Raw genomic sequence first — 24,512 nt, 5'->3', positions numbered from 1 at the left:
CCTGTAATATATCTGTAATATTATTTTTTCTAACGTCACCCCCATAAACAGAAAAGTGCCTACGAATAATAGAGTGTCCGAACATAGAAACAAGGACAAAATTTTATTCGAGGTGATTGGAATATGCAGATGAAATGGAAGAAAACTAGCGCAGCATTATTAGTCGCAACACTTACAGTAACAGGTAGTGGATACGCATGGGCAAATGAAAATCTATTTGATACGGTTGATTTGAGTAAATTAACAAAAACAACAGAAGAGACAACTGAAACTACTACAAAAACTACAGAAGATTCCAAGAGTGAAGTAACAACGGGAGATACGGTAGGATTGGATATTCAAATTCCAGAAAATTACCCAGTTGGAAACTTAGAAGCACTCTCAAAAGCATATGAAAATGCCGGCAATGAAACTGCTAAAGCGGCGATCAAACGAAATGCAGAACGTGCAATCGCAAAATTTGAAGCTGCCCAACAAGCGGAGTCAGAAACTCCTGAAATTGAAGAGCCAAAAACAGAACAACCAGAAGTGGAACAACCAGAAACTGAAAAACCAGTAGTAGAAGCACCAAAAACGGAAGTACCAAAAGTAGAAGAACCTAAAGTAGAGCAACCTAAAGCAGAAGAACCAACTGAGGAAAAACCTGTGGAAGAAGTGACATCTACAAAAGAACAACGTAAAGCACTTCAAGAAGAACAAAAAGCAGAGCGTAAAGCTTTGAAAGAAGAGCACAAAGAAGAACGAAAAGCATTACAAGCAGAACACAAGGCTGAAAAACAAGACAACAAAAAGAACAAAAAAAACGAAGACTAATCATTTCGCAAAATAACCGCTTTTCATTTACCGATCTACCCATTACAATAAGGGACGACCGGTCAAGGTGAGAACGGAGGGTATGTATGCTTTTGTCCATTATTCAAGGATTATTCAAAACAAAAACAAAACAAACAATGAACGAGCTTGCTCATAAGGCGAAAGCAGGCGATGAGGAGGTTCTCAGTGACCTCCTTTTTGCCTTTACCCCATTTATAAAAAAAACGGCATCCTTTATTTGCAAAAGGCCGATTGATGAGCATGATGAGGAGTTTAGTGTAGCGATGAATGGGTTTCATGAAGCGGTAATGGCTTTTGATTCTTCAAAAGATGCCTCTATCCAAACATTTGCACATCTTATCATCAAAAGACGTATGATCGATTTCATCCGAAAAGAAGCTGCAAGAAACGAGAAAGAGCTCTTCATGCAAGCTAACGAAGAAGCGGCAACATCAGAACAACATTTTCTATTAGATAAACAATCTATCCATACATACATAGAAGAACAGCGAATAGCTACAAGAAGGGAAGAGCTGATTCGTTACCGTGAACTATTAGCGACATTTAATTTATCATTTGATGAGCTTACAAAAGTAGCACCAAAGCATGCGGATGCAAGAAAAACGGCATTTCAAATCGCGCAAATTGTCGCCGAAACGGAAGAATTCTATGAGCACTTAATGAAAACCAAACAACTACCATTGAAAGAAATCGAAGCAATTGTCGAGGTATCTCGAAAAACATTGGAACGGCATCGCAAATATATGATTGCCGTTGTCTTATTGTTAAACAGTGACTTCGTTTATATAAAAGAGTACGTAAAAGGAGAAATCATATGATGCGCACATACAAGGGCATTGTTTGCGAGAAGAAAAGTAAATACTCGGTTTTCCTGACGGAAGAAGGTAAGTTTCTACGTGGTATTCCAGTCATCCCAAATCCCGAAATTGGGGAGGAAGTGGAATTTCAGTTAGTAAAAGGGGCTCTTCAACAGAAGCGTGCCAAACCTTTTTTCATCGGACCAGCACTTGTCGCAGCGGTGCTACTTGTATTTTTGGTGGCATCTTTCATTCCTAAAACGAGTAGTGCACTAGCAGCTTACGTGCAGCTGGAAGGAGAAACGGCACTTGAACTAGGTGTAAATCAGAAAGGTAACGTCGTCTCCCTAAGGTCTCTAGCTAATGAGCCGATATCCATGGGTGAATGGGAAGGACTACCTTTAGCGATTGTGCTAGATAAAGCAGTAAGCCAGATGAATCCAAAAGTAGAAAAACTAGAAATCATCATGGTATACGAAAACGAAGAGCCAGCAGCGAAGAAAATCGTCGAAGAAGCAGTTCGTACCGTACAAAACGAACACACTAATCGAACCTGGCACGTATCCGAAAGCACAGAAGAAGAACGAACGAAAGCAAACAAAAACAACCAAACGATCAAACAACTAAGAAAAACCGAACAAGTACCAGCAATAAAGAAAGAGCAAAAACCAGCGCCAGCTCAACCGTCTACTCCAGAAACCAAGCAAGATATGCAGCAGGCTCCGCCTAAAGAAATTCCGCAACCGAAAGTAGAGAAACAACAAATAAAGCAAGAGAAACAAGAAGAAAAATCACAAAAGAAAAACGAAAAAGAAGAACAAAAGGTAGAGAAGAAAAATAACGGTAATCAGGGAAATAATCACAATAATAATCAAGGAAATGAAAACAGCAATAAAGAAAATAAGCCTCATAACAATCAAGGAAATAATAATACCAACAATCAGGAGAACAAAAACTCCAATAATCAAGGTAACAAGAATAAAGAAGGAAACAATAACAACAAGCAATAGTACACAAAAAGAGGGCGACTCCCAAACGAGTCGTCCTCTTTTTTTGAAAAATTATCCTAAACGATACAAAACAGAGCGTGTACTTGACCCGCCTCTAACACGATAAGCCCTCAAAAACTACGAATTTCGAAATATATAAAAATACAATTGACTTTATAAATATGCAGTATTATACTTATCTCTAACATTAACGAAGAGGTGAACGAAAATGAAGGTAGGTATTATTGGTGCAACAGGGTATGGAGGACTAGAGCTGATCCGGCTTCTTCATAACCACCAAGAAGTTGAACGCATTGATTTGTTCACTTCTTCGGAAGAGGGAATACAGTTTTCGAATAAATATACACACTTATTGAATATTCACGATCAGCCATTAAAAAAAATTGAAAATGATAAACTAGCAAACTACGATGTCATTTTCACTAGCACACCATCAGGAGTTTCCACCGAACTTTTGCCTCCATTAATCGGAGCAGGACCAAAACTCATCGATTTGTCAGGGGACTTCCGCCTAAAAGATGCAACGGAATACGAGCAATGGTATAAAAAAACACCAGCTTCAGCTGAAGCAGTCGCACAAAGCGTATACGGGCTAACTGAATGGAACGAAGAAGCGATTCAACAAGCGCAGCTAATCGCAAACCCAGGCTGTTATCCAACGGCAGTCCTTCTTTCGGTATTGCCACTTATTAAAGAAAACCTAATCGATGCATCCGGACTCGTGATCGATGCGAAAAGTGGAATTTCCGGAGCAGGCAACAAGCCGAACCAAATGACGCATTTCAGTGAGACAAATGAAAACACAGCTATTTACAAAATTCATGAACACCAACATATTCCAGAAATCGAGCAAGCAATCAGCAACTTTGCAGGTCAAACAGCGCCAGTCACATTTACTACCCATCTAGTACCGATGACAAGAGGGATTATTACAACTAGTTATGCACCAGTAACTTCCGGGGTGACAGAAGAGCAGCTCATAAACGCACTAGAAGAAACATACGCCAACCACCCGTTTGTCCGAATCATCAAAAAGTCAAACAAATTCGGCACAAACCAAGTGTACGGCTCCAACTTCTGTGATGTACATGTGAGACTAGACCCCAGAACGAACCGAGCGACTATCGTTTCGGTTATCGATAACTTAGTAAAAGGAGCAGCCGGGCAAGCGATTCAAAACATGAACGTCCAGTTCGGTTTGGATCAAACGTCAGGCCTCCAGCAAGTCCCTTTATTCATTTAATTTAGCAAAAAAAGACTTGCTGAATTAAATGAATGCCTCCGGCGGATGTCACAGATTTTGTTAGGAGTTCATCGAAAAAGTTCGATGCAAAATCTGGACGCAAATACGCCAAGGCGAATTTGATAATACTAGGAGGAATTTCATTTGACAACAGTAACTACAATGAAATCAATTTCATATAAAAATATTGCATCACCAAAAGGCTTCAAAGCAACCGGCATCCACTGTGGACTTAAACACAAGAAAAAAGATTTAGCTTTACTAGTAAGTGAAGTTCCAGCAAGCGTTGCCGGCGTCTTTACAACGAACGTGTTCCAAGCAGCACCACTTCTTGTCTCCAAAGAAGTCGTGCAAAAAACGGGTAAAATGCAAGCAATCATCGTCAATTCAGGAAATGCGAATTCATGCACCGGCAAACAAGGAATGGCTGATGCCTACACGATGCAACAAAAAACTGCTGAAAAACTAGGCATCGAACCAAACCTAGTAGGAGTAGCATCCACAGGGGTAATCGGTGAAATGATGAAAATGGAACCTCTACTAGAAGGCATTCAAAAACTTCATCCGATCGACGAACTCGAAGGGGCAATGGGGTTCGCACAAGCAATTATGACGACTGATACGGTAACCAAGAATACATCGTACAAAACAACGATAGACGGAAAAGAAGTCATCTTTGCTGGAACGGCAAAAGGCTCTGGAATGATCGAGCCGAACATGGCGACGATGCTTGGATTTATTACAACCGATGCGAACATCGAATCGAATCATCTGCAAGCCGCGCTTAAATCGATTACCGACGTAACGTTCAACTCCATCACAGTGGACGGAGACACATCGACAAATGACATGGTTCTCGTTATGGCAAACGGTCTAGCTGAAAATAACACGCTTACACCTGAACATCCAGACTGGGAAAACTTTATCCAGGCGCTCCATGCAGTCTCTCAAGATTTAGCGAAAATGATTGCAAAAGACGGAGAAGGGGCTACAAAACTGATTGAAGTAGAAGTGAATGGAGCAGCGTCTGATGAGGAAGCGCATAAAATTGCCAAAACGGTAGTAGGTTCACCACTTGTTAAAACAGCTATTTTTGGAAGCGATGCTAACTGGGGAAGAATTATCGCTGCAGTAGGCCGTAGTGGTGCACAGATTGATCCAAGTGCGATCAAGATCAAAATCGGAGACGCTAACGTAGTCGAAAAAGGCGAACCAGTACAATTTTCTGAGGAAGATTTATTTAATTATTTAAAGCAGCATGAAGTGAAAATTTCCGTTGAATTAAACAATGGAAACGGCCAAGGGATAGCATGGGGGTGCGATTTAACATATGACTATGTCCAAATCAACGCAACCTATCGCTCCTAAACGTATCGTTATCAAGCTCGGCGGAAGTATGCTTGAACGGTTAAATGAAGCTCATATCGCAAACTTCAAAAGCTTACAAGAACAAGGGATTGACGTCATCATCGTGCATGGTGGAGGCCCAGCTATCAATAAACAGCTAGATAAAAATGGCGTCACTTCCACGACAGTAGGTGGAATCCGCGTAACGTCAGAAGAAGCAGTTAGCATTGTGCAGTCTACCTTGATCGGTCAAGTGAACCCTACACTAGTTCACCAGCTCAATAAAGGCGGAGTAACCGCAATCGGATTAAGCGGCTATGACAATCTACTGTCTTGCACATTTCTAGACAAAGAAACATATGGCTTCGTTGGTGAAATAAAAGAAGTAAACAGCCAATTACTCGATACCTTGCTTGCAAACGGCATCATGCCAGTCATTTCCTGCTTCGGCTGCTCAAATGACGGCATACCGCTCAACATAAACGGGGACATCGTAGCGAGTAAAATCGCCCTGGCAATCAAAGCAGAAAGCCTGCTACTAGTAACTGACACACCGGGCATCAAAATCTCCGGAGAAGTGCAGCAAGTCGTAACCGTAAAAGCAATAAACAACTGGATCACATCCGAAGACATATACGGTGGAATGATTCCAAAAGTAACTGCAGCACTAGATTGTCTTGCAGAAGGTATCCCATCCGTCCAAATCGTCGGCGAAACATTAGAAGGAACAACCATTTTACAGCAGGAGGTTTACGCATGAGTGCATTATTTCAAAACTACACACGCCGACCTGTTCATCTCGTGCAAGGAAAAGGCACAGTCGTTACAGATGACACAGGGAAAGAATATCTCGATTTCACAAGCGGCATCGCAGTACTAAGTCTAGGCCATGCGAACGCTGCAATCGTGCAAGCCATTCAACAACAAAGCGAAAAATTATGGCACACTTCGAATCTATTCGAAAGCCCGGAACAAGAAAAACTAGCCGCAACTCTTGTAAAAGATACGCATCTTTCGCATGCATTTTTCTGCAACAGTGGAGCAGAAGCAAACGAAGCTGCGATCAAAATGGCACGTAAACATACAGGCAAAAACATTATCATCACATTTGAAAAATCATTCCATGGTCGTACCTTTGGCGCCATGTCAGCAACCGGACAAGATAAGATACGCCAAGGCTTCGGTCCATTATTAGAAACGTTTCGCACGATCCCTTTCAATGACATACAGGCACTAGACGTTGCAATCGACAGTGATGTAGCGGCAATCATGCTCGAAGTCATCCAAGGGGAAGGCGGTATAAACAAAATATCGCCTGAATTCGCACAAGCAATTGCGGACATCTGCGAATCAAAAGGCATTCTATTAATCATCGACGAAGTGCAAACAGGTATCGCACGCACCGGAACTCGCTACGCGTACGAGCAAACCGTTCTAAAACCGGACATCATGACACTCGCAAAAGGTCTCGGCGGCGGCTTCCCTATTGGAGCTATGCTCGGCACAAGTGCACTGTATGACACATTCAGTCCCGGAACACACGGTACAACATTCGGTGGAAACCCACTAGCAGTAGCCGTCGCGCAAACCGTACTCGACAATGTGTTCACGACTGAATTTTTAAATGCAGTCAATGAAAAATCTGCCTACTTTTTGGATAAACTAAAAACAGCACTACCGAACCATCAAATCGTCGGCTCCGGCTTACTGCTAGGAATCAAATGCCAAGAAGATGTAGTACCAATCATTGAAAAAGCAGAACAGGAAGGTCTATTACTAGTATCTGCAGGCCCAAATGTCATTCGACTTCTGCCACCGCTAACTGTTAAGAAAGAAGAGATCGACCAAGCCGTAAACATACTTTCTTCTATATTAATGTAGAACAAAAATACTTGAATTAAAGCGCTCAGAGAACCGCTATTCACAACCGGACCGTCCTATCCCATAGGCCGGTCTTTTTACAATTGTCAAAATAAGCGGCAACCTCCAAGTTATATCCCAATATAGAGTAGTTTGCCGATAAAACAATCCATAAAATGGTTAAGGACAACCAATCGACCATGGAGAGCAACTAAAACTATCGGGAGAGCAACCAAATCGATCCTATAAGCAACCATTTTTCTAAGTAAAAAACTTTTAGCCAAGATTTACTCATATTTGTGCTTACTAACGAAATAATCCTAAATACTCTACATTCAGCGCCTCGATCCACTAAAAAAACAAGCATTGTAATCAACCAATAATATGGTACACTTTAGTAAATTTCACAAACTATTCCGAATACGAAAAAGGAGCGCAAACATGCTAACTTGGCACAAAGAAACCACGATTCAAGCACCAATCGAAACAATTTGGAACCTATTTGACCTCGACAACATCCAAAGAATCATGCCAAACATAGTAGAACACAAACCTCTAGAAATAAAAGAAGGCGTCGTTGGGTCCACCTATCTGCAAACCTATAGAGAAGGAAAAAGAACGGAATCGTACATCGTAACTGATATCGAATATGAAAACACTGCACACAAAAAACACAATAAAATCGAGTTTACATTAGCAAAATTATTTAAGATCCAAGCGGGTTTCACTTTGATAAAAGTGGATGAGCACACAACGAGATTTATATACACCGGTCAAAATGAAGGTATCAATTTCATGGGACGCATTTTATCGAAAATGGGGAGTCAAAAACAAAATGATAAAGTAGTAAATGACTTTTTGGAGCTAGTTCGTTCCGAAGCTTTAAAAGATACAAGTAAAGTGGTATAAAGTCCATTCATTAGCTGCTGTTGGAAGAGAACTATTGTAAATAATATAGGAAGGAATATATTAGTTACTCTCAAGTTCAAAAAGGTTAACGCTAATTATAATCTTCTCTTTTAAATAAGACGCAAAAAATGCCTTTTGCCAAAGCAAAGGGCATTTATAAATCAATAAGATAATTACTTAAAAACTAGAAGTCATCGTCCAAATCGCCACCGCATCCTCGTCCCCTTCATTAAAAAAACGATGCGGCTGCGAACTATCAAAGTAAATACTATCCCCCTGACAAAGCGTGTGGCACTCACCCTCTAGCTCCACACGCAAGCAACCAGAAAGAATCATCCCGCACTCCTCGCCACCATGAAACACAAAAGGAGTATCCAAATCCTGCCCTGGTTCCACAGTCATCTTAAAAAAACTCATCTGCTTGCCGTTGCTTGGCGACAACAACTCATAACTCACAGTCGGACGCACCCGCTTCACCACTTTCGCCTCTCCTGCTCGTGTAATGGAAACAGCAGTCGACTCCTCCGTTTCGAAAAACGAAAAGATCGGCACCTTTAAACTATGACTCAACTTCCATAGCGTCTCCAAAGAAGGTGATACAAGTCCTCTCTCTATTTGGGAAATCATACTTTGACTCACTCCTGCTAGTCTAGCAAGCTCTTCTGACGTTAATCCTTGAAACCTACGCAAATAGCGTATTCGCTTACCAATCTCTCCTTTTGGAAACTCCATAACAAAACCCCTTTTCGAATAAATATACAATTACCAGAATAATAAAACATATAATAATAAAAAATAGCTCACATATAATCTATTAGTAATTCTATTTTGCACCTTTTTGCAAATAGAATCAATAATAATAATATTATAACTATTTATTTTTTATGTAGACAGTTGAATAATAATAATCTATACTACTAATAATTCACTAGTTTCAACAGGGGAACTGAATTAATTAGAGAAAAATGGGGGACACAAACATGAAAAAATGGTTAGCAGCAGTATTAATGATTACCATGTTAATCATTGCAGGGTGTAGCAATGATTCAGGTGGGGGAGTATCGACAGAAAACTCAACCATTCAAAAAGCACTAAAAGCGAAAAAACTAGTAATTGGGATGTCAACAGGTTATTTCCCATTTGATATGAAAGATCCAAAAGGTGAATTCGTTGGGTATGATGCGGACACTGCAGAAGCACTTGCAAAAGCCCTAGGAGTAGAAGTGGAGTACAAGCAATTTACTTTTGACGGACTAATCCCTGCGCTACAAACAGGGGAAGTAGACATGGTTTTCGCTGGGATGACTATTCGCGGGGATCGCGCACTAGCGGTGAGCTTTGCTGATCCATACTTCCAAACTGGTCAAGCAGTAATGCTACCTGGTTCAGATACAGCGACTAAAACATGGCAAGACCTTGATGTAGCAGGCAAAAAAATTGCAGTAGGTATCGGAACGACTGGTGCGTTACTTGCAAAAGACGTATTTAAAAATGCACAAGTAGTGGATTATGAAAACTTCCCAGATGCAGCAGCAGCATTAGCACAAGGGCAAGCAGATGGTATCGTATATGACGAGCCGGCAATTGCAGTTTGGAAACTACAAAATGGAGATAATGTTAGACAATTAGAAGGCTTAATTTCTACGGAAAATCTAGGGATCGCACTTAAGAAAAACGACTTCGAAACAATTCAATGGGTTAATTCATTTTTAAATAGCTACCTTGGAAGTCCAGCAGAGCTTGCATCTCGCGAAAAATGGTTCGAATCTTCTGACTGGTTAGATGAAGTAGTAGAAGAGTAGGACACTCTGGCAATCTAGAGGAGGAACAACTATGTATATGTACGACTGGAGTGTTATTACCCGCAATATGGATGTATTCATCTATGGAGCGTTGAAAACGCTGGAAATTTCAGCGATTTCTATCTTACTTGCAATTCCAATAGGGATTATTTTTGGAATGGGGCGTATCTCGAAAAATAAATTTTTTAGATTAATATCTTCTATATATGTAGAGATAATCCGCGGTGTTCCACTGCTTGTATTACTTATTTGGATTTTCTTCGTTCTCGGACAATTCTTGAAGCTTGGCTCCTATTGGGGGTCAATCTGGGGACTAGCCATTTTTGCTGGGGCATTCATTGCAGAAATCGTTCGTTCAGGTATCCAAGGTGTGCCAAAAGGACAAATGGAAGCTGCACGATCACTTGGTATGTCTCACGCAAAGGCAATGACTCACATTGTTTTGCCGCAAGCATTTAGACGAGTATTACCACCGCTTGCATCCCAATTTATCATGCTAATAAAAGACTCGTCTCTGATATCTATTATCGGAGCGACCGAGTTAACGTTAGACGCAAAAAACCTAGTAGCAACATCATTCCGTTCCATTGAAGTATGGACGTTTGTTGCAGTTGTCTATTTCATCATGACATTCAGCTTATCACTAATCATTCGATACTTCGAAACAAGATTATCGAAAAGCGAAGCATAACGGCAAGGAGGGTGTACCCAAATGATTTCTATTAAAAATGTCAATAAAAGCTTCGGTGCCCACCACGTCCTAACCGACGTTTCGCTCGAAGTACCAAAATCGAATGTAGTCGCACTAATCGGACCGAGTGGAGCAGGTAAATCAACCCTCATCCGAACAATCAATGCACTAGAACCTATCGATAATGGAGAAATTATCGTTGACGGAATATCTATCCATGACAAAAAAACGGATATCAACAAAGCCCGACTAAATATCGGCTTCGTATTCCAAAGCTTTAACCTATTCCCGTTTTTAACAGCACTGGAAAACGTCACGATTTCACCAATGAAAGTAAAAGGTCTATCAAAAGAAGCGGCTGAAAAAAGAGGAAAAGAACTACTGGCATCGCTTGGACTAGCGGACAAATGCGACGCATACCCAAGCAGACTTTCCGGTGGTCAACAACAGCGTGTAGCCATCGCAAGAGCGCTCGCAATGGATCCGCACGTCATGCTATTTGACGAACCAACATCCGCACTAGACCCAGAAATGGTAACCGAAGTGCTCGATGCCATCCGTAAACTAGCAAAAGACGGCATGACCATGGTTGTCGTAACACACGAAATGGGCTTCGCCAAAGAAATCTGCGACGAAATCGTCTTCATGGCGGATGGTAAAATCGTTGAACGCGCAGCACCAGACAAATTTTTCACCAACCCAGACACACAACGCGCGCAAGACTTTTTATCAAAAGTATTAAACCACTAGAGCGATCTAGTGGTTTTCTTCTGTGAATCAAATTGGTGTTAAATAATAATTGATTAATGCATTCCCTATCATAATTGATTACTCTTATATAGTAGAAACTCCCCTAATATTAATAATAATCAGGGCGCTCCAGGAAGTTCGTAGATGTTATAAGTTGCCTAATAGACAATGTATACGAATTTTTAAGACTATATGACATTACTATTCGTTTACGATAGTAATTAAAGCTTAATACTACTGAAAAGTTCGAATAGGTAAACAGTAAGTCATTTTAACTATCATATACAACTATTTTACTCTAATAAAATTGCAAAATTACACCAAATAATCAGCTCTGTTGAATCCGAGTGGCACTATAAAACGCTCTTAATTACTAGCAGAATTCAAACACTAGACGCTTACGCTTACTGCCCAACCTACCCTAAGCAAAAAACTAATGTCCTAACAACCATGGAAGTTATCGTAGATCTGTTCAGAGGGTTTGTATTGGCGGTAAGACTATAAAAAAAACGCCTTCTACATCTGTAAAAGGCGTAAAATAAGAAAAGAAGCATCCGAAGTTCAGATGCTTCTTTTCTTGAGCGATAAAACGAAGGAAGTAGAAGGCTGCACACTAATGAATGTACAAACAAGTTTACGGCGTTACACATCTATAAGTAACCTTCTATACTGTACATCATAACATAAATTTTGAAAAATGCACGCATTTAAACAAAGAAATTTTAAATAAATTAATTCATTAAAAGAAGCTACTATAAATTAGTCAGTAGAAAATAGAAAGAAAAATCAATTGAATTAATAAAAACAATGCTGGGTATTCTATCATTCTAAAAATGGTAATAATTATTCAGAAAAAAGGTAGCATAAATTTTAATATTCCTGTAATATGGAACATGTAATAGAGTCCTTGGTGCTTTCAAAACATCATCCTCAAAAATAAACTGGTAATCTTTGAGGTTTCTAGTTGATTTTAGCATAAGAGTTTTGTATACTCATATATTAGTTAGGGTGATGATATTGGACGCTATCAAGCGACCGGCGTTACACACTACAAAATTGCAACACACAAGCGAAGGGAGATCACAAGTTTATGAAGAAAAAAGCTATCAAAATTGCAGCTTCAACTGCAGTAGCAGCTTCAGCATTCGTTGCAGCAGCACCAGTAAACCAAGCTGATGCAGCAACAAATGTAAACCAATTAGTAACAGACGCACAAAACGCAGGTACAGTATTAAAATGGGCTATCTCAGTAGAAGGTTCTGCTGACTATGTAACACGTCCATATGACCAATACAACGCTGCTAAAAAAGCAATCGCAAATGCAGAAGCAGCAGCTAAAAAAGCTACTGCATCTGAACAATTAAGCATCAACGCTAAACTTGTAGAACCAAAATTACAAGTTAAACGCGCTCAAGCTTACATTGATGCAATCACTTCAAGTGAAAAAATTAAAGAATTAACTGCTGGATTAGATGCAGCAATTAAAACTGACGATATCGAAAAAGTAGAAACTGCTTACCACAAAGCAACTGCTGAGTACCGTAAACAAGCGGCTCTTTTAGACCGCGTATATGGTCAATCAACTCGTGACGGTATCCGTGGCGCAGTTAAACCAGCAATCGAAAAATTAGTTGCTTCAGTTAAAAACGAAGTAACTGTAAACATGTTATCTAAAGCAGCAGCAGCAGACATTAAAGCAGGTAAAACTGCAGACGCTTCTAAAAAGATCGCTGAAGCACAAGCAATCCTTGATGCAAACGTTCTTACATGGGAAACTTCTTTACAAAAATCAGTTGATGATGTAGTTGCTTCTCTTCCATTAGCAGTTCAATCTGTTACTTATGTTGATAACAAAACTGTTGTTTTAACTTTAACTAAACCAGTAGTTGCAGTATCAGAATCTGAATTTGTTTTAGATAATGGCGCTGTTGTAACAAAAACTGCATTTGGTTCAGACAATAAAACTGTAACTTTAACAACTACAGCTTTAGATGCTGCAACTAAATACTCTGTAACTTACAAAAACTCAACAGTTTCATTTGAAACACCTGCTGCTCCAGTTGGAAACGTTAATGTAGATGCAACAGCATTACATGCTGAAGTAGGTCAATCACTTGCTGTATCATCTTCATTCAAGACTACACAAGGTACTACTCATAATGGACCAGTAAGAGTTACATTAACTGATGATACAAACTATGTATTAGCAACTGTAAATGGTGCAGCTGCAACTGCTGCTGATGATATCTACTACCCAGTTAATGGACAATTAGTAGTAACTGTAAAAGCAGCTGATGGTGATGCTGCAACAGGTGGAAAAGTTAAGTTTGAATCTTTAACTGGAGTAACTGGAAGTGTTATTGAAACAAAAACTTCTGGTTCATTAAACTTCTATACTGTACCTGATACATTAACATTAGCTAATGATGCAAGTGGAACTGTTAAATATGTAGATGCAGCTAATAACTATTTTGTTAATAATGCTAACCAAAAGATTCTATTGAAAGCAACTGGTAATGTATATCAAGATACAAACAATGCAGTTATTTCTTTAGATGCTTTAAAAGCTAAATTATCTAAAGGTGATGTAGTTACAGGTTCATACGTTAAAACTGGTGGTTCTACACTTCAGTTAGCACTTGATAAAGTTGCTGGAGTAGACTTCTCATTAGATCAAGAATACTTAGGAGATACTACAGCTTTCCGTGTAGAAGGTAATACTATTACTTTAACTGGAACTGGTGAAGCAGGTAAAGCAGTGTCAATCTATAACACTTCACTAACTCGCCCAGTAGCATCAACTACTGTAAAATCTAACGGTACTTGGTCAGTTGCTCTAAACGTAGACCCAACTGTAGCGGTAACTTTCCAAGCACGCCAAGCAGCTAGCGTTAATGAAGTAGCTCCAGACTACGTTAGCACTTTAGCTGGATTAAGCGACGAACTAAAAGTTGTAGCTGGTAAATACAATGTAGCTGCTGCACCATCTGCTGTTGGTGATAGTTCAACAATTACAGGTAAAACTGTAGTGTTTACAGCTGCTAAAACTGAAGACCAAGATAATGTTAAAATCGCTTCAAAAGCACAAATTACATTATTAGATGGTGACTTAACTAAAGCTACTTACGTTGACGGAGTTAACAATACTTCAATTGAAGAAACTGCAACTGGTTTCGAAATTACTTTTGGTGCTCCATCTTCTATCTCTGGTGGAGATGGTAAAATTAACGGTACTGTAACTGTTAATGGAGTAACAGGTGTAACTAACGAATACGGCTTAAAAGTTAATGTAACAAACTCTATTACTGGTTATTAATATTAATTAGAAATAACCTTTCTAAAAAATATTTCCAGTATTAATAAAAGCACTATTCCATTTATGATGGAATAGTGCTTTTTTGTTTAGTGTCTGCTGTTTGACAAAATTAGAGTTCAATATAGTAAGAGGTAGCTCGATTAAAAGCTTGTGCTATTTCTTTTCTATCATAAAGTTTTTTCTAATTAATTTAATATAATAGTATCGAAATCAAATCACGTTACAAAATTATAGAGTAAATGTGAAGGTTCGAATAGCTAAAAATAAGTTATGGTGGAGAAAGCTCTTAATCATAGAATTGATTAAGGGCTTTTCTTCTTTATAATTGTAATTGTAGTATTGAATAACGAAGTTGTTTATTATGTACATGCTCTGCAAGCCCCTACTTGGATATATTCTTAAAATAAATCATAAGTTTTTTTTATTATTCATTTGTTAATCAGTATGTATTTAAAAACTGAAACTTTTACTGTATTAAGACGTACGTATAGAGTAGAGAAATAATTCTGTAAAAAGGAAAATAAGTAGTATATGTAGAATACATAAATACAACAAAATAAGTGTATGTTGAACATAGTAATTTAGTATAATCATATAATAAACAATATGAGTTTTGTAGAAGGGGATTATAAAATGAAAAACAAGACAATGAAATTAGCAATTTCCACTGCAATTGCATCTTCTGTATTTATCGCAGCTACACCAAGTAACCAGACAAATGCAGCGGCAGCGACAAATATAGACAAATTAATGACCAATGTTCAAAATGCAAGTACTGTTCTAAAATGGGCAATTTCAGTTGAAGGTTCAGCAGATGGGGTAACTCAACCATGGACCCAATACAACGAAGCAAAAAATGCGATTGCTCAAGCAGAAGCGGAAATAAAGAAATTGAGTTTTTCGGATCAATTGACATATGAAGCACGATTGTCAGATCCTAAAATACAATTGAAACGAGCGCAAGGATATCTTGATGCAATTACAGCAAGTACAAAGATTAATGAAAAAACGAGTGCCCTTTCAACAGCCGTGGATGAAAATAACTTAGAAAAAGTTGAAAAAGCGTATCATGAGATGACTGCAGAATTTCGGAAACAGACAATTTTATTGGACCGTGTATATGGTCAATCAACTCGAGATAAAATTCGTAATGCTGTTAAAGGACCGGCAGAAAAGTTAATCAAAGAATTGAAAAATGATGTTACAGTTCATATGTTAACAAAAGCTGCAGTTGAAGATATGCGAGTATCTAAACAAGCGGAAGCGACTAGAAAAATTAATGAAGCACAAGCAATTCTTGATGCAAATATTTTGATTTGGGAAACTACATTACAGAAGAGTTTAGACACTGTTACTAATGCAGTGCCAGTTCAAATTTCTTCTATATCACGTACAGATAATACGACAATAATTGTAAGATTTAACCGTGCAGTTTCTACTATTAAAGCAACTGACTTTACAATTGATAACGCTTTGTCTATAACTAATGCTATATTAAGTAAAGATGGGCTAACCGCAACGTTAACTACGTCAGCTCAAACACCAAGTATTAAATATACAGTTAAATATAAGGGTAGTTCCTCTAGCTTTACTGTTCCAGGAAGTATTGTACCTATTCAAATAGGGGACACTACGACTCAACATAGAGAAACATCGGAAGTTCTTGCATTATCTGCTACCTTTGCAGGTTCATATGGTAATAATACAGTAAGAGTGGATATTCCTGCCGGTGTTAAACTATTAACGATAAATGGCATTGAGAATGTCATCTCTGGAGCAAAAAATGTAAATGTATTACCCGATAAAAATGGAAAGGTGACAATTACCTTTACTGCAAAAGATGTGAGTACTGCGGCAATAGATAAGACGATTTCTTTTAATCAAATGGTTAATAATACAGTAATAGATACACTAACTTCAGCAAAGATAAACTTTTATGCTCCTGCTAAAGCAGGAACTATGACTAATAAAAAAATACATTATGTAGACATCAACAATAACTACTTTGTTACTTCTGATGGACTTAAATATAAACTAAAAGGTTCAAGTGACACATACCGAAATGAAGGAATAGCAGTTTCTTCAGATAGCTTCAAATCCGCATTAGATATTGAAGATACCATCAGTGGAACATATCAATTAACATCTGCTTCGTCATTCAATATTACAGAAAATCATTATTCTGTTGGTTTATCTGTCGATTCAAAGTTTGCACATAAATCAGGAACTACTGGATATCGCATGATTGGAAAAGATATAGAATTGGTAGGAACAGGTCAACCAAACTATGAAGTGTTCTTTTTCAAAAATGGTGCTTATCTTTCAAAAGTTAAAATGAACTCTACTGGTACATGGAAATACAAAACTACCGTTACGCAAAACGACATAACGGATTTTACCATGATACAACAACCAGCTGGAAAAGGTACTCCATCGATTAGTGATTGGAATGGAACAACATTAAGAGTAGTAGAAGGTCCATTTAATTTATCTTCCATAACTGCCGGCAATGATAATGAGGAAGACATATCGAATAAAGTAGTAGCATTTAATATCGCGCCAATAACGCGTGCAAATGGAACAACAGTGACTCAAGATCAAGCGGTAATTTCTAAAACATCCTCCATCACTGTGCAGGATTCAGATGGAACACAAGTTCAATTTACAAACAATGAAAGTGGTACACTCTTCACCAACACTACTAAGGGCTTTAATATTAAGTTCGGTCCAACAGTCGAAGATAAACTTGCTGGTAAGATTCTAAAAAATGGAGAGGATGGAACATTATCTGGCCCGCTAGATGTCATTTCAGTTGACGGTGTTTCAAATGCGTATGGTTTTATTTTAAAGGTAAATACAGGATTCCAAATCAAGGGGTACTAACTAGATAGAATTAAAAAAGCCGTTAAGGGATAATTCCTTTAACGGCTTAACTAATGTAGAAAATCTACAACAGGATGATTTTAGCAACACAATCTTTAATTGGATAAAAGGACAGAAGCTATTCATGATAGACTTACTTATAGAAAGATACTACTTGATAAACAAATGTGGAGATATATCTATAAAGGAAGAACACAAAATATGAGAAAAAAAGTCTTAAAAATAGCATGTTCAATTGCCGTCGCAGCATTAATTACATCATCACCCCAACGAGCGAAAGCGACTCCAAATACAACTCAATTAGTAACTGATGCACAAAATGCAGGTACCATTTTAAAATGGGCTATTTCAGTTGAAGGCTCTGCTGATTTTGTAACTCGTCCATATGATCAATATAATACCGCCAAAAAGGCTATCCAAGCAGCAGAAATAGCAACTGCAAAGCTTTCAACTTCTGAAAAATTAAGTATTCAAGCTAGACTCGTAGAACCTAAAACTCATGTAAGACGTGCTCAGGCATATATCGATGCTCTTACATCCAGTGATAAAATCATCAATCTTACAAACAACCTACAACAAGCAATAGATTCTCAGGACCTTGATAAAGTAAATGCTGCATACCACAGAGCAACGGCTGAGTATCGTAAGCAAGTAATACTTTTAGATCGAGTCTATGGGCAATCTACTAGAAATGGAATTCGTAATGCAGTAAAACCTGCTATGGAGAAGTTAATTGAGCAAGTGAAATATGATATTACAGTGGAAATGTATCTAGAAAAAGCTTCTCAATTTATCAATGAGAATAAGCTAGCAGAAGCAGCCACTGAATTAGAAAAGGCTCATTATTACTTAACTTTTAATGCTGACAAATTTACTTTCAAAAATCAATTAGAGAAGAGCTATGCAAATATAGACGCATCTTTACCATTACAACCACTTGCCGTTTCATCTGATGGACAGAATACAGTAATTGTGCATTTTTCAAAAGAATATTCGATACCATTAGCAGGATTAGAAGCTGGACAATTTAAAATTTCAGGGGAAACTATACAAAGTGCTAAATTATCAGAAGACAAAAAGGTAGTAATACTGACAACTTCTGATCTAAATCCTTCTACAGATTACACAGTCACTTGGAAAGACTATAAAAAGAATTTTAAAACAGAAGCGGTTGCTGATACTACAGGTATTTTATTATATGATACAGATGTTTCTTACTTGGAAACTTCTAATAATCATATATATCGAGCTAATTTAACCAACTCCGATGGTTCTCCATATGTAGGTCGTGTCCGGATCACTTTAACTGAAGCAAACCCTGCTACAGAGACTACTTCTACAGCAGCAGTAATTACCTCTGCAAACGGTCTTATAGGAAATGCGGGACAAGAATTGACCGTGTACACCGATCAAAACGGAAACTTAACTTTCATAATTGCAACAGCTGACGTAACTTCAGCAACTTACGTTCAACCGTTAATTCAAAAGCTTGATGGAAACCAAAAGAGCAAGAAAGCTCCACTTACTCATTTTTACCAGTTACAAAATAGTAGTAATGTTTATGAGTTAAACATCGTGTCTCCATATATATTTACGGAGGAAAACTATCTAATTACTGACGGATTCAAATATAAATGGGATACCAATGATTTGTTTTTCATTCATGGGCAACAAGTGTCACAAGAGGCATTTGAAATGGCACTATCTAATGGTGACTCTGTCACAGCTGGCTATGATATAAAACCAGAAAATATTTCTACTTGGAATATAACTAGCGATGTAACAGAGGCTGCTAAATTGGAGATTACAAATCCGGCGCATACACCAGTGACATATGATGGTTCTAGCTATATCATAAGTGGAACTGCTCAAGCAGGATATTCAGTAAAGGTTTACCGGAATAGTGTTTTCATTGGTACAGCGAAGGTAGATGAAAAAGGAGATTGGACACTAGGTTCGATTAGTTTATTGCAAAACGAAGCGAATACATTTGAAGTATATCAATACGCTCCTGGTAAAGACGGCAATAATGGGGAAGGGTCTGAAAATCCGACTAAACCAGCAACTGCGATGATCAAAGAAGGTGCCTTTGCTTCATCTAAAGTTACTCTAAATGATAACAATGATAATGGATTATCTATTTTTGATACGTTAGATTTTGCATTCATTAATCCTTCATATGAAAATGAATTTAAAAAGGGTTTAACAGGTACGGTAACTATTAATGATGGATTTGGTAGAAATGCGGTTGTTAAAGTGGAGTATGTAGATGGTCATACACTCAAAGTTATGGATTTTGTTTCGATGCAACCTGATTTTACTCATCATTTATCTACATTTGTTATCGTAGCAACTTCTGGAATAGTAAACCAAGATCAGCTTGCATATAATGTAGCTGAATCGAATTCACTACTAGTAAAATAGAAATTTAGAAAAGTTCTTCGGAGAGAAATCTCTGGAGAGCTTTTTTCATTGCTTAAGTAAAATAAAAAGGAAGTCAGAGGGAAGGATTCCTCTCAACTTCCAAAGTTATTAGTTCAATTCATCTAGTAAATCCTTAAATGAAGATATATCTACTTTGGCCTTCTCCAATTTCTCGATTAAAAGGGGGACAAATTTTTTAATAACAGCTGGGCTCCCTAAACCGAGGAAAAGTTTTTTTGCATATTCTTTTAAGGAAGCTGGTGATACTTGTTGCTTTTCGGCTGCTTTTAAGAACAAGGCAGTCAATTCAACAACTTTATTAATATTATTTTCTTTTACTAAAATAGAAATGGCCACTTCGAAATTTGCTATTCCTTTTGCATCAAATTTTAGTGAAGTTGTATTCATCTCTTTTAGATTTGATTCGACAGAAGCAATAAGCTTTTCATTGTCTTCTTTTGTTAGGAGGCTTTGTTGTACGTCATTTTTGATGGCATTTACTTCTGCCCGTGTAATAGAAGTATCTAATATAGTTTTTTCAATTACTTCACTAGATTGAATTTGTTCTTTTTCTTCGTAAGGTGGTAAAGCTGGAACTATAATGAGGAAGTTCTGCTCAAAGTTTGCAGGAGGATCTATTATTTCACCATTGTTGATTTCATCGATGTGCTCCTTAAAGTAATCTACCATTCGTCTCTCACTAGTATGTCTGCTAAACTCAATACATGATTAGGATCAGTGACAAGTGTCCATGTTCCAAAGTAATCATTCGATTGATTCGTATATAAGGCAATTTGGTTCCATTGCCAATCATTAGAAAGCTTCTTCGTTAATTCATCATACTTAAGTTCTTCACTAACAAAGAGAATTCCAACAGGTACCCCTTCTTCTTCCACTAAAACATATGGTTTGGATGGATCGTATCCAGGTATTTCATCCAAGAACTCATCAGGGAATCCAGGTATTTCTCCTTCATTTTCTGTAATTTGTGCATTTTGTTCTACGTTTGCTGGTTGGCTATCATTTTGTGTAACTTCTATTACCACGTTATTATCGGAAGGAGTCTCCTCACTAGTATTGCTAGCTGCAGAAACCCCACCAGCTAACAAGGTAGTGGAAAGAACTCCTGAAGCAATGGTACAAGTTATTATTTTATTTAACCTCTTTTTTCTTTCCTTTGGATCTTTGAAGTACATAGAATGATTCCCCCTGAATAATTAGTAAGACCTAGGAAGTATATGAATTACGGTTTATATATATGAAAAAATTAAAGAGTGTTGTAGAAACAGCAACCGAAAAGACTAAAATTTAGATTTGGAGCGTTAATGGGATTTAAAAATCCATTATCGACTTATTTTTGCTTCGAAAATAAAATTGTTGTATATATGCAACAATTTACTTCCAAATGATAGTGTTGTATCTTAGGAGTAGTATCAGATAGATTATATGACCTTGATTTTGTGCCATGATTATATATCGTGATAAAACATTGGGAGTGATGGTGAGAAAGTGTGGGAAAAAGTACGATTACTAGTTTTTAATTCGAAAAAAACATCAATTCCCTCTTTTGTGTTGCTAACAATAATAGGTATGGCAACAGCATCTATTGTAAATTGGATTAGTGTTACCCCAGTCTTTGCTAAATCATTTTACCTAGGATTTTTCATCGCTGTTACAATGATTTATTTGGGTATCCTATTATTTGAACCGTTTTTTACATTTCGATTTAAATACAAATTTTTAGATGAATATGATGATTCGATTGCTCAAATAATACATACATTAAAAAGAAAAGCAGAAAACCGTTTAAAAAGTACGGATGGTGTGATTGCAATACGTTTATTTAGAGTCGAGCGTCACACATTAGCAGACGAGAGTTTATACCAATTTAATATGGTATATGATGTACGCTCCCAATATGCTCAAGTTGACAAATTGAACCCAATTAAAATAAAAGTGCCAATTGCATTAGACGAATGGATTCAAAAAAATGTTATAGCTAATATAAATAACGTCAATATGGGATATAATGTCGAAAGATTAAATCAAATGAAAATGGACAAATATACAGCACAAATGTTTTTTTACTACTTTAATGAGTACTATCGCGAAAAATATGAAGATGAAAATGAATTATGGTATGAGCAAAATATCGCTAAAGCTATCGGCAGTTGGAAAGCAAAGATTCCTAAAAAGAAACTTTTTAAATCTGTACATTACTCTACCGTATTTTATAAAATGCCATCTTTAATCATTTATGTCTCAAAAGATAAAACACTCCATAAAGAGGGCAAAGTTAAATCGAGCAATCTTTACATGGAAGATAATACGACTACTCATAAGAAAAAGAAGAATAGACGATATGTTGACCTGCACTTAAAAATGATTAGTGATTTTGAAGGAGAATTTGATTTTATTTTACAGGTCATAGTAGATAAACGAGTGATTCCATCAGAAGAGCCTATTTTATCGTTACTTAATAATATGTTATAATAATACAAAAGGGGGAGTGAAAATGTTCTTTCGGAAGAAAACTGTTGCAGAAGCATTAAAGAATTTTCGACCTATTGAAAACAATAAAAGAATATCTGAATCCACCTCTGCCTCAGCTGAACGGTATAAACAATTAACAAACCCGGAGTATGCAGAAAAGGTTTTTTTAAAGAAAATGCAACATAACATAGGAATGCAAAGTATTGTAGCGCAAGATAAAATTATATTAGATGAAAATAAAAACATGTTCGATTGATAGCTGACCATAGCTAATGCAGGCTAGCATATTTTTTAGAAATTGATTTTAATGTGAAATTACAAAGAAATCCACTCTAGTTTATTCTACTTAGAGTGGATTTCTTTTGTTATTTCACCGGAAGCATTTGAACATAAGAACGATGAATATAAACTTCCTCGTATGAAGTGGAGTCAGAAATTACCTTGATCCAATCAGATGCTGGCAAGTTATCATCTAAAATAGTAACTGGCATTCCAGTATTTGAATATTTATAGGCTACAGCATAATTGGTTCCTGGTCCTGTACGAACATTGAGCCCCGAAGTAGTTGTGATACCGATCTTGTATGGTGTTGCAGAATCTTTGCCACCCATCATTTGGTCGATTCGGTACATATGGCCAGCTGCTTTGGCCCCCCAATATGGATCGGATGCATATCTTACGTTTAGTCCGATTGCTTTATTTCCGAAGACACTACCATTCGCATAACCCGCATTAGGTGGTAAATAGTTTTTATTCAAGAACGCATTTATCAGCTCATTAATATTTTGCTCGACTGTGATGAAATTTTTTGCAAGTGGATTGTTGTCGGTTACATATAGTCCAAACAAGTTATTGTATTGTTGGGCTCTGTCACTCAATCCATAAGCACTTTCATGTTGTGCTAAGGCAAGGATGTGTAAAGCATTGATATGGTATGTTGCTTCCACTTGTTTCAAGTAAGAACCAAGTCCTATTAGTTTACTTTTTTGTGTTGCTTGTTGGTACATAGGGATGCTTGGATAATCACTTTCTAGCTTTTGAAGCATAGACATTATATAAGCATCAAGTTCTGCAGCAGTATAATTCGTTTTGCTTCTAGCGGACAGATATTGAAAGTAAGGGTAGCTTGTCCCGACTTCTTGTCCAGTTGCATTTGTAAAATATGCACCGTCTACACTGTAATATGTTGGACCCGAACTTATGAAGTTAGGTGCGTTGCCAACTTGATAGGATGCATATGAGCCAGTGTTAGGAGAGTAAATCGAATGCACGAGCTGACCATTCGAAACAGAATAATAGGATCTTCCTTTTACCGCATTCCAAGGGAGAAGATTACTATTCTCATGCTTGATATATAAGTTTTTGCCGGCAACATTTACTTCTACATATGTATCAGTTGAGTCTATGTAAAGTAATTCTGTGTTAGCGGGTACGTATGTGACGGCTTTCGTTAGCTGCTTGTCCGAATAAATATTCGTTAGAACACTAGACGCCGTCCCTTTTGTGACAACCAAACCACTAGGTATTTTAATAAATGCCCCATTATATTGAATAGCTTGATCCGCTTTCAAATTAGTAACAGCCTCTTCAAACTTAGCGTAAGATTTCACTAGATTAGTGGTTCCATTAGATAAAATCGAGACAATATCGTATGTACCTGAAGCTGAAGAGCCGATTGTAAATTTCTTATAAGTATAAGAGGAAAGAGATTCACCTTTTTCATCTTTAATGTCTCTCGTCATATGGAGCGTATATGTCTCCGCATTAGTATAACCTTCGAGTGGAGGTGCCACTAAGACACTTTTCCGATTTGATGAAACCGTTATAGCACCGTTCTTTTTTTCTCCAGATGAATTTAATACATAAATGGAGTCAGAATTGGCACTAGCAGGATCAATTGGTTTATTGAATGTAATCGTCCAGACCTTATCAGGCCTCACATTCAATGCATCATCTAAATGGCTTTCTAATTCCTCCGCATTTGCCATTGTTGGTAAAACAATAAGTAGAATAAGTGCGAAAAAAGAAAGCATTACATTTCTTTTCTTATGTAGTTTTGCAAACAATTATTTTTTCCTCCTTTAAACCTCACTTTCCACTATTATACTATAAGTCTATTATCGAAAGTTCTCAGATTGAGAGAAGTAAGACAA

The 24,512-nt window shown here is 37.4% G+C and carries 20 protein-coding genes; 16 read left to right on the top strand and 4 right to left on the bottom strand.

Going from position 1 to position 24,512, the window contains the following annotated elements; translation table 11 throughout:
- Positions 1–123 precede the first annotated feature (123 nt).
- The 8 genes from OR571_RS11530 (at position 124) to OR571_RS11495 (ending at position 8,000) form a co-directional block, all read left to right on the top strand.
- On the top strand, positions 124–813 hold the full coding sequence (locus OR571_RS11530) for a hypothetical protein (protein WP_282242945.1): 690 nt from the start codon (positions 124–126) through the stop codon (positions 811–813).
- An 86-nt stretch (positions 814–899) separates the two neighbouring features.
- Positions 900–1,652 (top strand): RNA polymerase sigma-I factor, encoded by a 753-nt coding sequence (sigI, locus tag OR571_RS11525; protein ID WP_282242944.1) that lies wholly within the window; start codon positions 900–902, stop codon positions 1,650–1,652.
- Complete coding sequence (locus OR571_RS11520; RefSeq protein WP_282242943.1) at positions 1,652–2,641, top strand: anti-sigma factor domain-containing protein; 990 nt, start codon at positions 1,652–1,654, stop codon at positions 2,639–2,641. Before sigI ends, OR571_RS11520 begins: the two co-directional genes overlap by 1 nt.
- Positions 2,642–2,849: 208 nt before the next feature.
- Positions 2,850–3,884 (top strand): N-acetyl-gamma-glutamyl-phosphate reductase, encoded by a 1,035-nt coding sequence (gene argC / locus OR571_RS11515; protein ID WP_282242942.1) that lies wholly within the window; start codon positions 2,850–2,852, stop codon positions 3,882–3,884.
- Positions 3,885–4,046: 162 nt separating this feature from the next.
- Positions 4,047–5,252, top strand: a complete 1,206-nt coding sequence (gene argJ, locus OR571_RS11510; RefSeq protein ID WP_481900388.1) for a bifunctional glutamate N-acetyltransferase/amino-acid acetyltransferase ArgJ — start codon at positions 4,047–4,049, stop codon at positions 5,250–5,252.
- A complete protein-coding gene (argB, locus tag OR571_RS11505) occupies positions 5,215–5,991 on the top strand; it encodes an acetylglutamate kinase (RefSeq protein ID WP_282242940.1) in 777 nt (258 codons plus the stop codon). Before argJ ends, argB begins: the two co-directional genes overlap by 38 nt.
- Positions 5,988–7,112: an acetylornithine transaminase gene (locus tag OR571_RS11500; protein ID WP_282242939.1), complete on the top strand. Its 1,125-nt coding sequence runs from the start codon at positions 5,988–5,990 to the stop codon at positions 7,110–7,112. The genes argB and OR571_RS11500 overlap by 4 nt, the downstream gene beginning before the upstream one ends.
- 420 nt (positions 7,113–7,532) lie before the next feature.
- Complete coding sequence (locus tag OR571_RS11495; protein WP_282242938.1) at positions 7,533–8,000, top strand: SRPBCC family protein; 468 nt, start codon at positions 7,533–7,535, stop codon at positions 7,998–8,000.
- Between the two features lie 177 nt (positions 8,001–8,177).
- On the opposite strand, the gene OR571_RS11490 is transcribed toward OR571_RS11495, so the two are convergent.
- Positions 8,178–8,732, bottom strand: a complete 555-nt coding sequence (locus OR571_RS11490; protein WP_282242937.1) for a helix-turn-helix domain-containing protein — start codon at positions 8,730–8,732, stop codon at positions 8,178–8,180.
- 248 nt (positions 8,733–8,980) lie between these two features.
- Here OR571_RS11490 and OR571_RS11485 point away from each other — a divergent pair, with 248 nt between their 5' ends.
- The 6 genes from OR571_RS11485 to OR571_RS11460 all read left to right on the top strand — a co-directional run bounded on the left by OR571_RS11485 (position 8,981) and on the right by OR571_RS11460 (position 19,866).
- On the top strand, positions 8,981–9,802 hold the full coding sequence (locus OR571_RS11485) for a transporter substrate-binding domain-containing protein (RefSeq protein ID WP_282242936.1): 822 nt from the start codon (positions 8,981–8,983) through the stop codon (positions 9,800–9,802).
- A gap of 31 nt (positions 9,803–9,833) precedes the next feature.
- On the top strand, positions 9,834–10,493 hold the full coding sequence (locus OR571_RS11480) for an amino acid ABC transporter permease (RefSeq protein WP_282242935.1): 660 nt from the start codon (positions 9,834–9,836) through the stop codon (positions 10,491–10,493).
- Positions 10,494–10,514: 21 nt separating this feature from the next.
- Positions 10,515–11,243 (top strand): amino acid ABC transporter ATP-binding protein, encoded by a 729-nt coding sequence (locus OR571_RS11475; RefSeq protein WP_282242934.1) that lies wholly within the window; start codon positions 10,515–10,517, stop codon positions 11,241–11,243.
- Between the two features lie 1,090 nt (positions 11,244–12,333).
- The gene (locus tag OR571_RS11470; RefSeq protein WP_282242933.1) at positions 12,334–14,559 is read left to right on the top strand and encodes a hypothetical protein; all 2,226 of its coding nucleotides are present in this window, start codon (positions 12,334–12,336) and stop codon (positions 14,557–14,559) included.
- Positions 14,560–15,192: 633 nt separating this feature from the next.
- Positions 15,193–17,442: a hypothetical protein gene (locus OR571_RS11465; RefSeq protein ID WP_282242932.1), complete on the top strand. Its 2,250-nt coding sequence runs from the start codon at positions 15,193–15,195 to the stop codon at positions 17,440–17,442.
- Positions 17,443–17,643: 201 nt separating this feature from the next.
- Complete coding sequence (locus tag OR571_RS11460; RefSeq protein WP_282242931.1) at positions 17,644–19,866, top strand: hypothetical protein; 2,223 nt, start codon at positions 17,644–17,646, stop codon at positions 19,864–19,866.
- 108 nt (positions 19,867–19,974) lie between these two features.
- On the opposite strand, the gene OR571_RS11455 is transcribed toward OR571_RS11460, so the two are convergent.
- Positions 19,975–20,556: a hypothetical protein gene (locus OR571_RS11455; protein WP_282242930.1), complete on the bottom strand. Its 582-nt coding sequence runs from the start codon at positions 20,554–20,556 to the stop codon at positions 19,975–19,977.
- A complete protein-coding gene (locus tag OR571_RS11450) occupies positions 20,550–21,062 on the bottom strand; it encodes a hypothetical protein (protein ID WP_282242929.1) in 513 nt (170 codons plus the stop codon). The genes OR571_RS11455 and OR571_RS11450 overlap by 7 nt, the downstream gene beginning before the upstream one ends.
- Positions 21,063–21,438: 376 nt before the next feature.
- Between OR571_RS11450 and OR571_RS11445 the strand changes: the two genes are divergently transcribed.
- Both OR571_RS11445 and OR571_RS11440 read left to right on the top strand, forming a co-directional pair.
- The gene (locus OR571_RS11445) at positions 21,439–22,359 is read left to right on the top strand and encodes a hypothetical protein (protein WP_282242928.1); all 921 of its coding nucleotides are present in this window, start codon (positions 21,439–21,441) and stop codon (positions 22,357–22,359) included.
- 22 nt (positions 22,360–22,381) lie between these two features.
- Entirely contained in the window at positions 22,382–22,615 is a 234-nt protein-coding gene (locus OR571_RS11440; RefSeq protein WP_282242927.1) for a hypothetical protein, read from the top strand.
- A 109-nt stretch (positions 22,616–22,724) separates the two neighbouring features.
- Here the strand turns inward: OR571_RS11440 and OR571_RS11435 are convergent, their stop codons facing one another.
- Entirely contained in the window at positions 22,725–24,425 is a 1,701-nt protein-coding gene (locus OR571_RS11435; RefSeq protein ID WP_282242926.1) for a glucosaminidase domain-containing protein, read from the bottom strand.
- Positions 24,426–24,512: the final 87 nt, after the last annotated feature.

The sequence above is a fragment of the Psychrobacillus sp. NEAU-3TGS genome (genome assembly GCF_029955155.1).
Taxonomy (GTDB): domain Bacteria; phylum Bacillota; class Bacilli; order Bacillales_A; family Planococcaceae; genus Psychrobacillus.
Note: the sequence above shows the minus strand (reverse complement) of the source record. Positions and strands in the feature narration are given on the sequence as shown.

Coding starts and splice junctions, on each gene's coding strand:
- OR571_RS11530 (WP_282242945.1), top strand. CDS start 124: ATGCAGATGAAATGGAAGAAAACTAGCGCAGCATTATTAGTCGCAACA.
- sigI (WP_282242944.1), top strand. CDS start 900: ATGCTTTTGTCCATTATTCAAGGATTATTCAAAACAAAAACAAAACAA.
- OR571_RS11520 (WP_282242943.1), top strand. CDS start 1,652: ATGCGCACATACAAGGGCATTGTTTGCGAGAAGAAAAGTAAATACTCG.
- argC (WP_282242942.1), top strand. CDS start 2,850: ATGAAGGTAGGTATTATTGGTGCAACAGGGTATGGAGGACTAGAGCTG.
- argJ (WP_481900388.1), top strand. CDS start 4,047: ATGAAATCAATTTCATATAAAAATATTGCATCACCAAAAGGCTTCAAA.
- argB (WP_282242940.1), top strand. CDS start 5,215: ATGACTATGTCCAAATCAACGCAACCTATCGCTCCTAAACGTATCGTT.
- OR571_RS11500 (WP_282242939.1), top strand. CDS start 5,988: ATGAGTGCATTATTTCAAAACTACACACGCCGACCTGTTCATCTCGTG.
- OR571_RS11495 (WP_282242938.1), top strand. CDS start 7,533: ATGCTAACTTGGCACAAAGAAACCACGATTCAAGCACCAATCGAAACA.
- OR571_RS11490 (WP_282242937.1), bottom strand. CDS start 8,732: ATGGAGTTTCCAAAAGGAGAGATTGGTAAGCGAATACGCTATTTGCGT.
- OR571_RS11485 (WP_282242936.1), top strand. CDS start 8,981: ATGAAAAAATGGTTAGCAGCAGTATTAATGATTACCATGTTAATCATT.
- OR571_RS11480 (WP_282242935.1), top strand. CDS start 9,834: ATGTATATGTACGACTGGAGTGTTATTACCCGCAATATGGATGTATTC.
- OR571_RS11475 (WP_282242934.1), top strand. CDS start 10,515: ATGATTTCTATTAAAAATGTCAATAAAAGCTTCGGTGCCCACCACGTC.
- OR571_RS11470 (WP_282242933.1), top strand. CDS start 12,334: ATGAAGAAAAAAGCTATCAAAATTGCAGCTTCAACTGCAGTAGCAGCT.
- OR571_RS11465 (WP_282242932.1), top strand. CDS start 15,193: ATGAAAAACAAGACAATGAAATTAGCAATTTCCACTGCAATTGCATCT.
- OR571_RS11460 (WP_282242931.1), top strand. CDS start 17,644: ATGAGAAAAAAAGTCTTAAAAATAGCATGTTCAATTGCCGTCGCAGCA.
- OR571_RS11455 (WP_282242930.1), bottom strand. CDS start 20,556: ATGGTAGATTACTTTAAGGAGCACATCGATGAAATCAACAATGGTGAA.
- OR571_RS11450 (WP_282242929.1), bottom strand. CDS start 21,062: ATGTACTTCAAAGATCCAAAGGAAAGAAAAAAGAGGTTAAATAAAATA.
- OR571_RS11440 (WP_282242927.1), top strand. CDS start 22,382: ATGTTCTTTCGGAAGAAAACTGTTGCAGAAGCATTAAAGAATTTTCGA.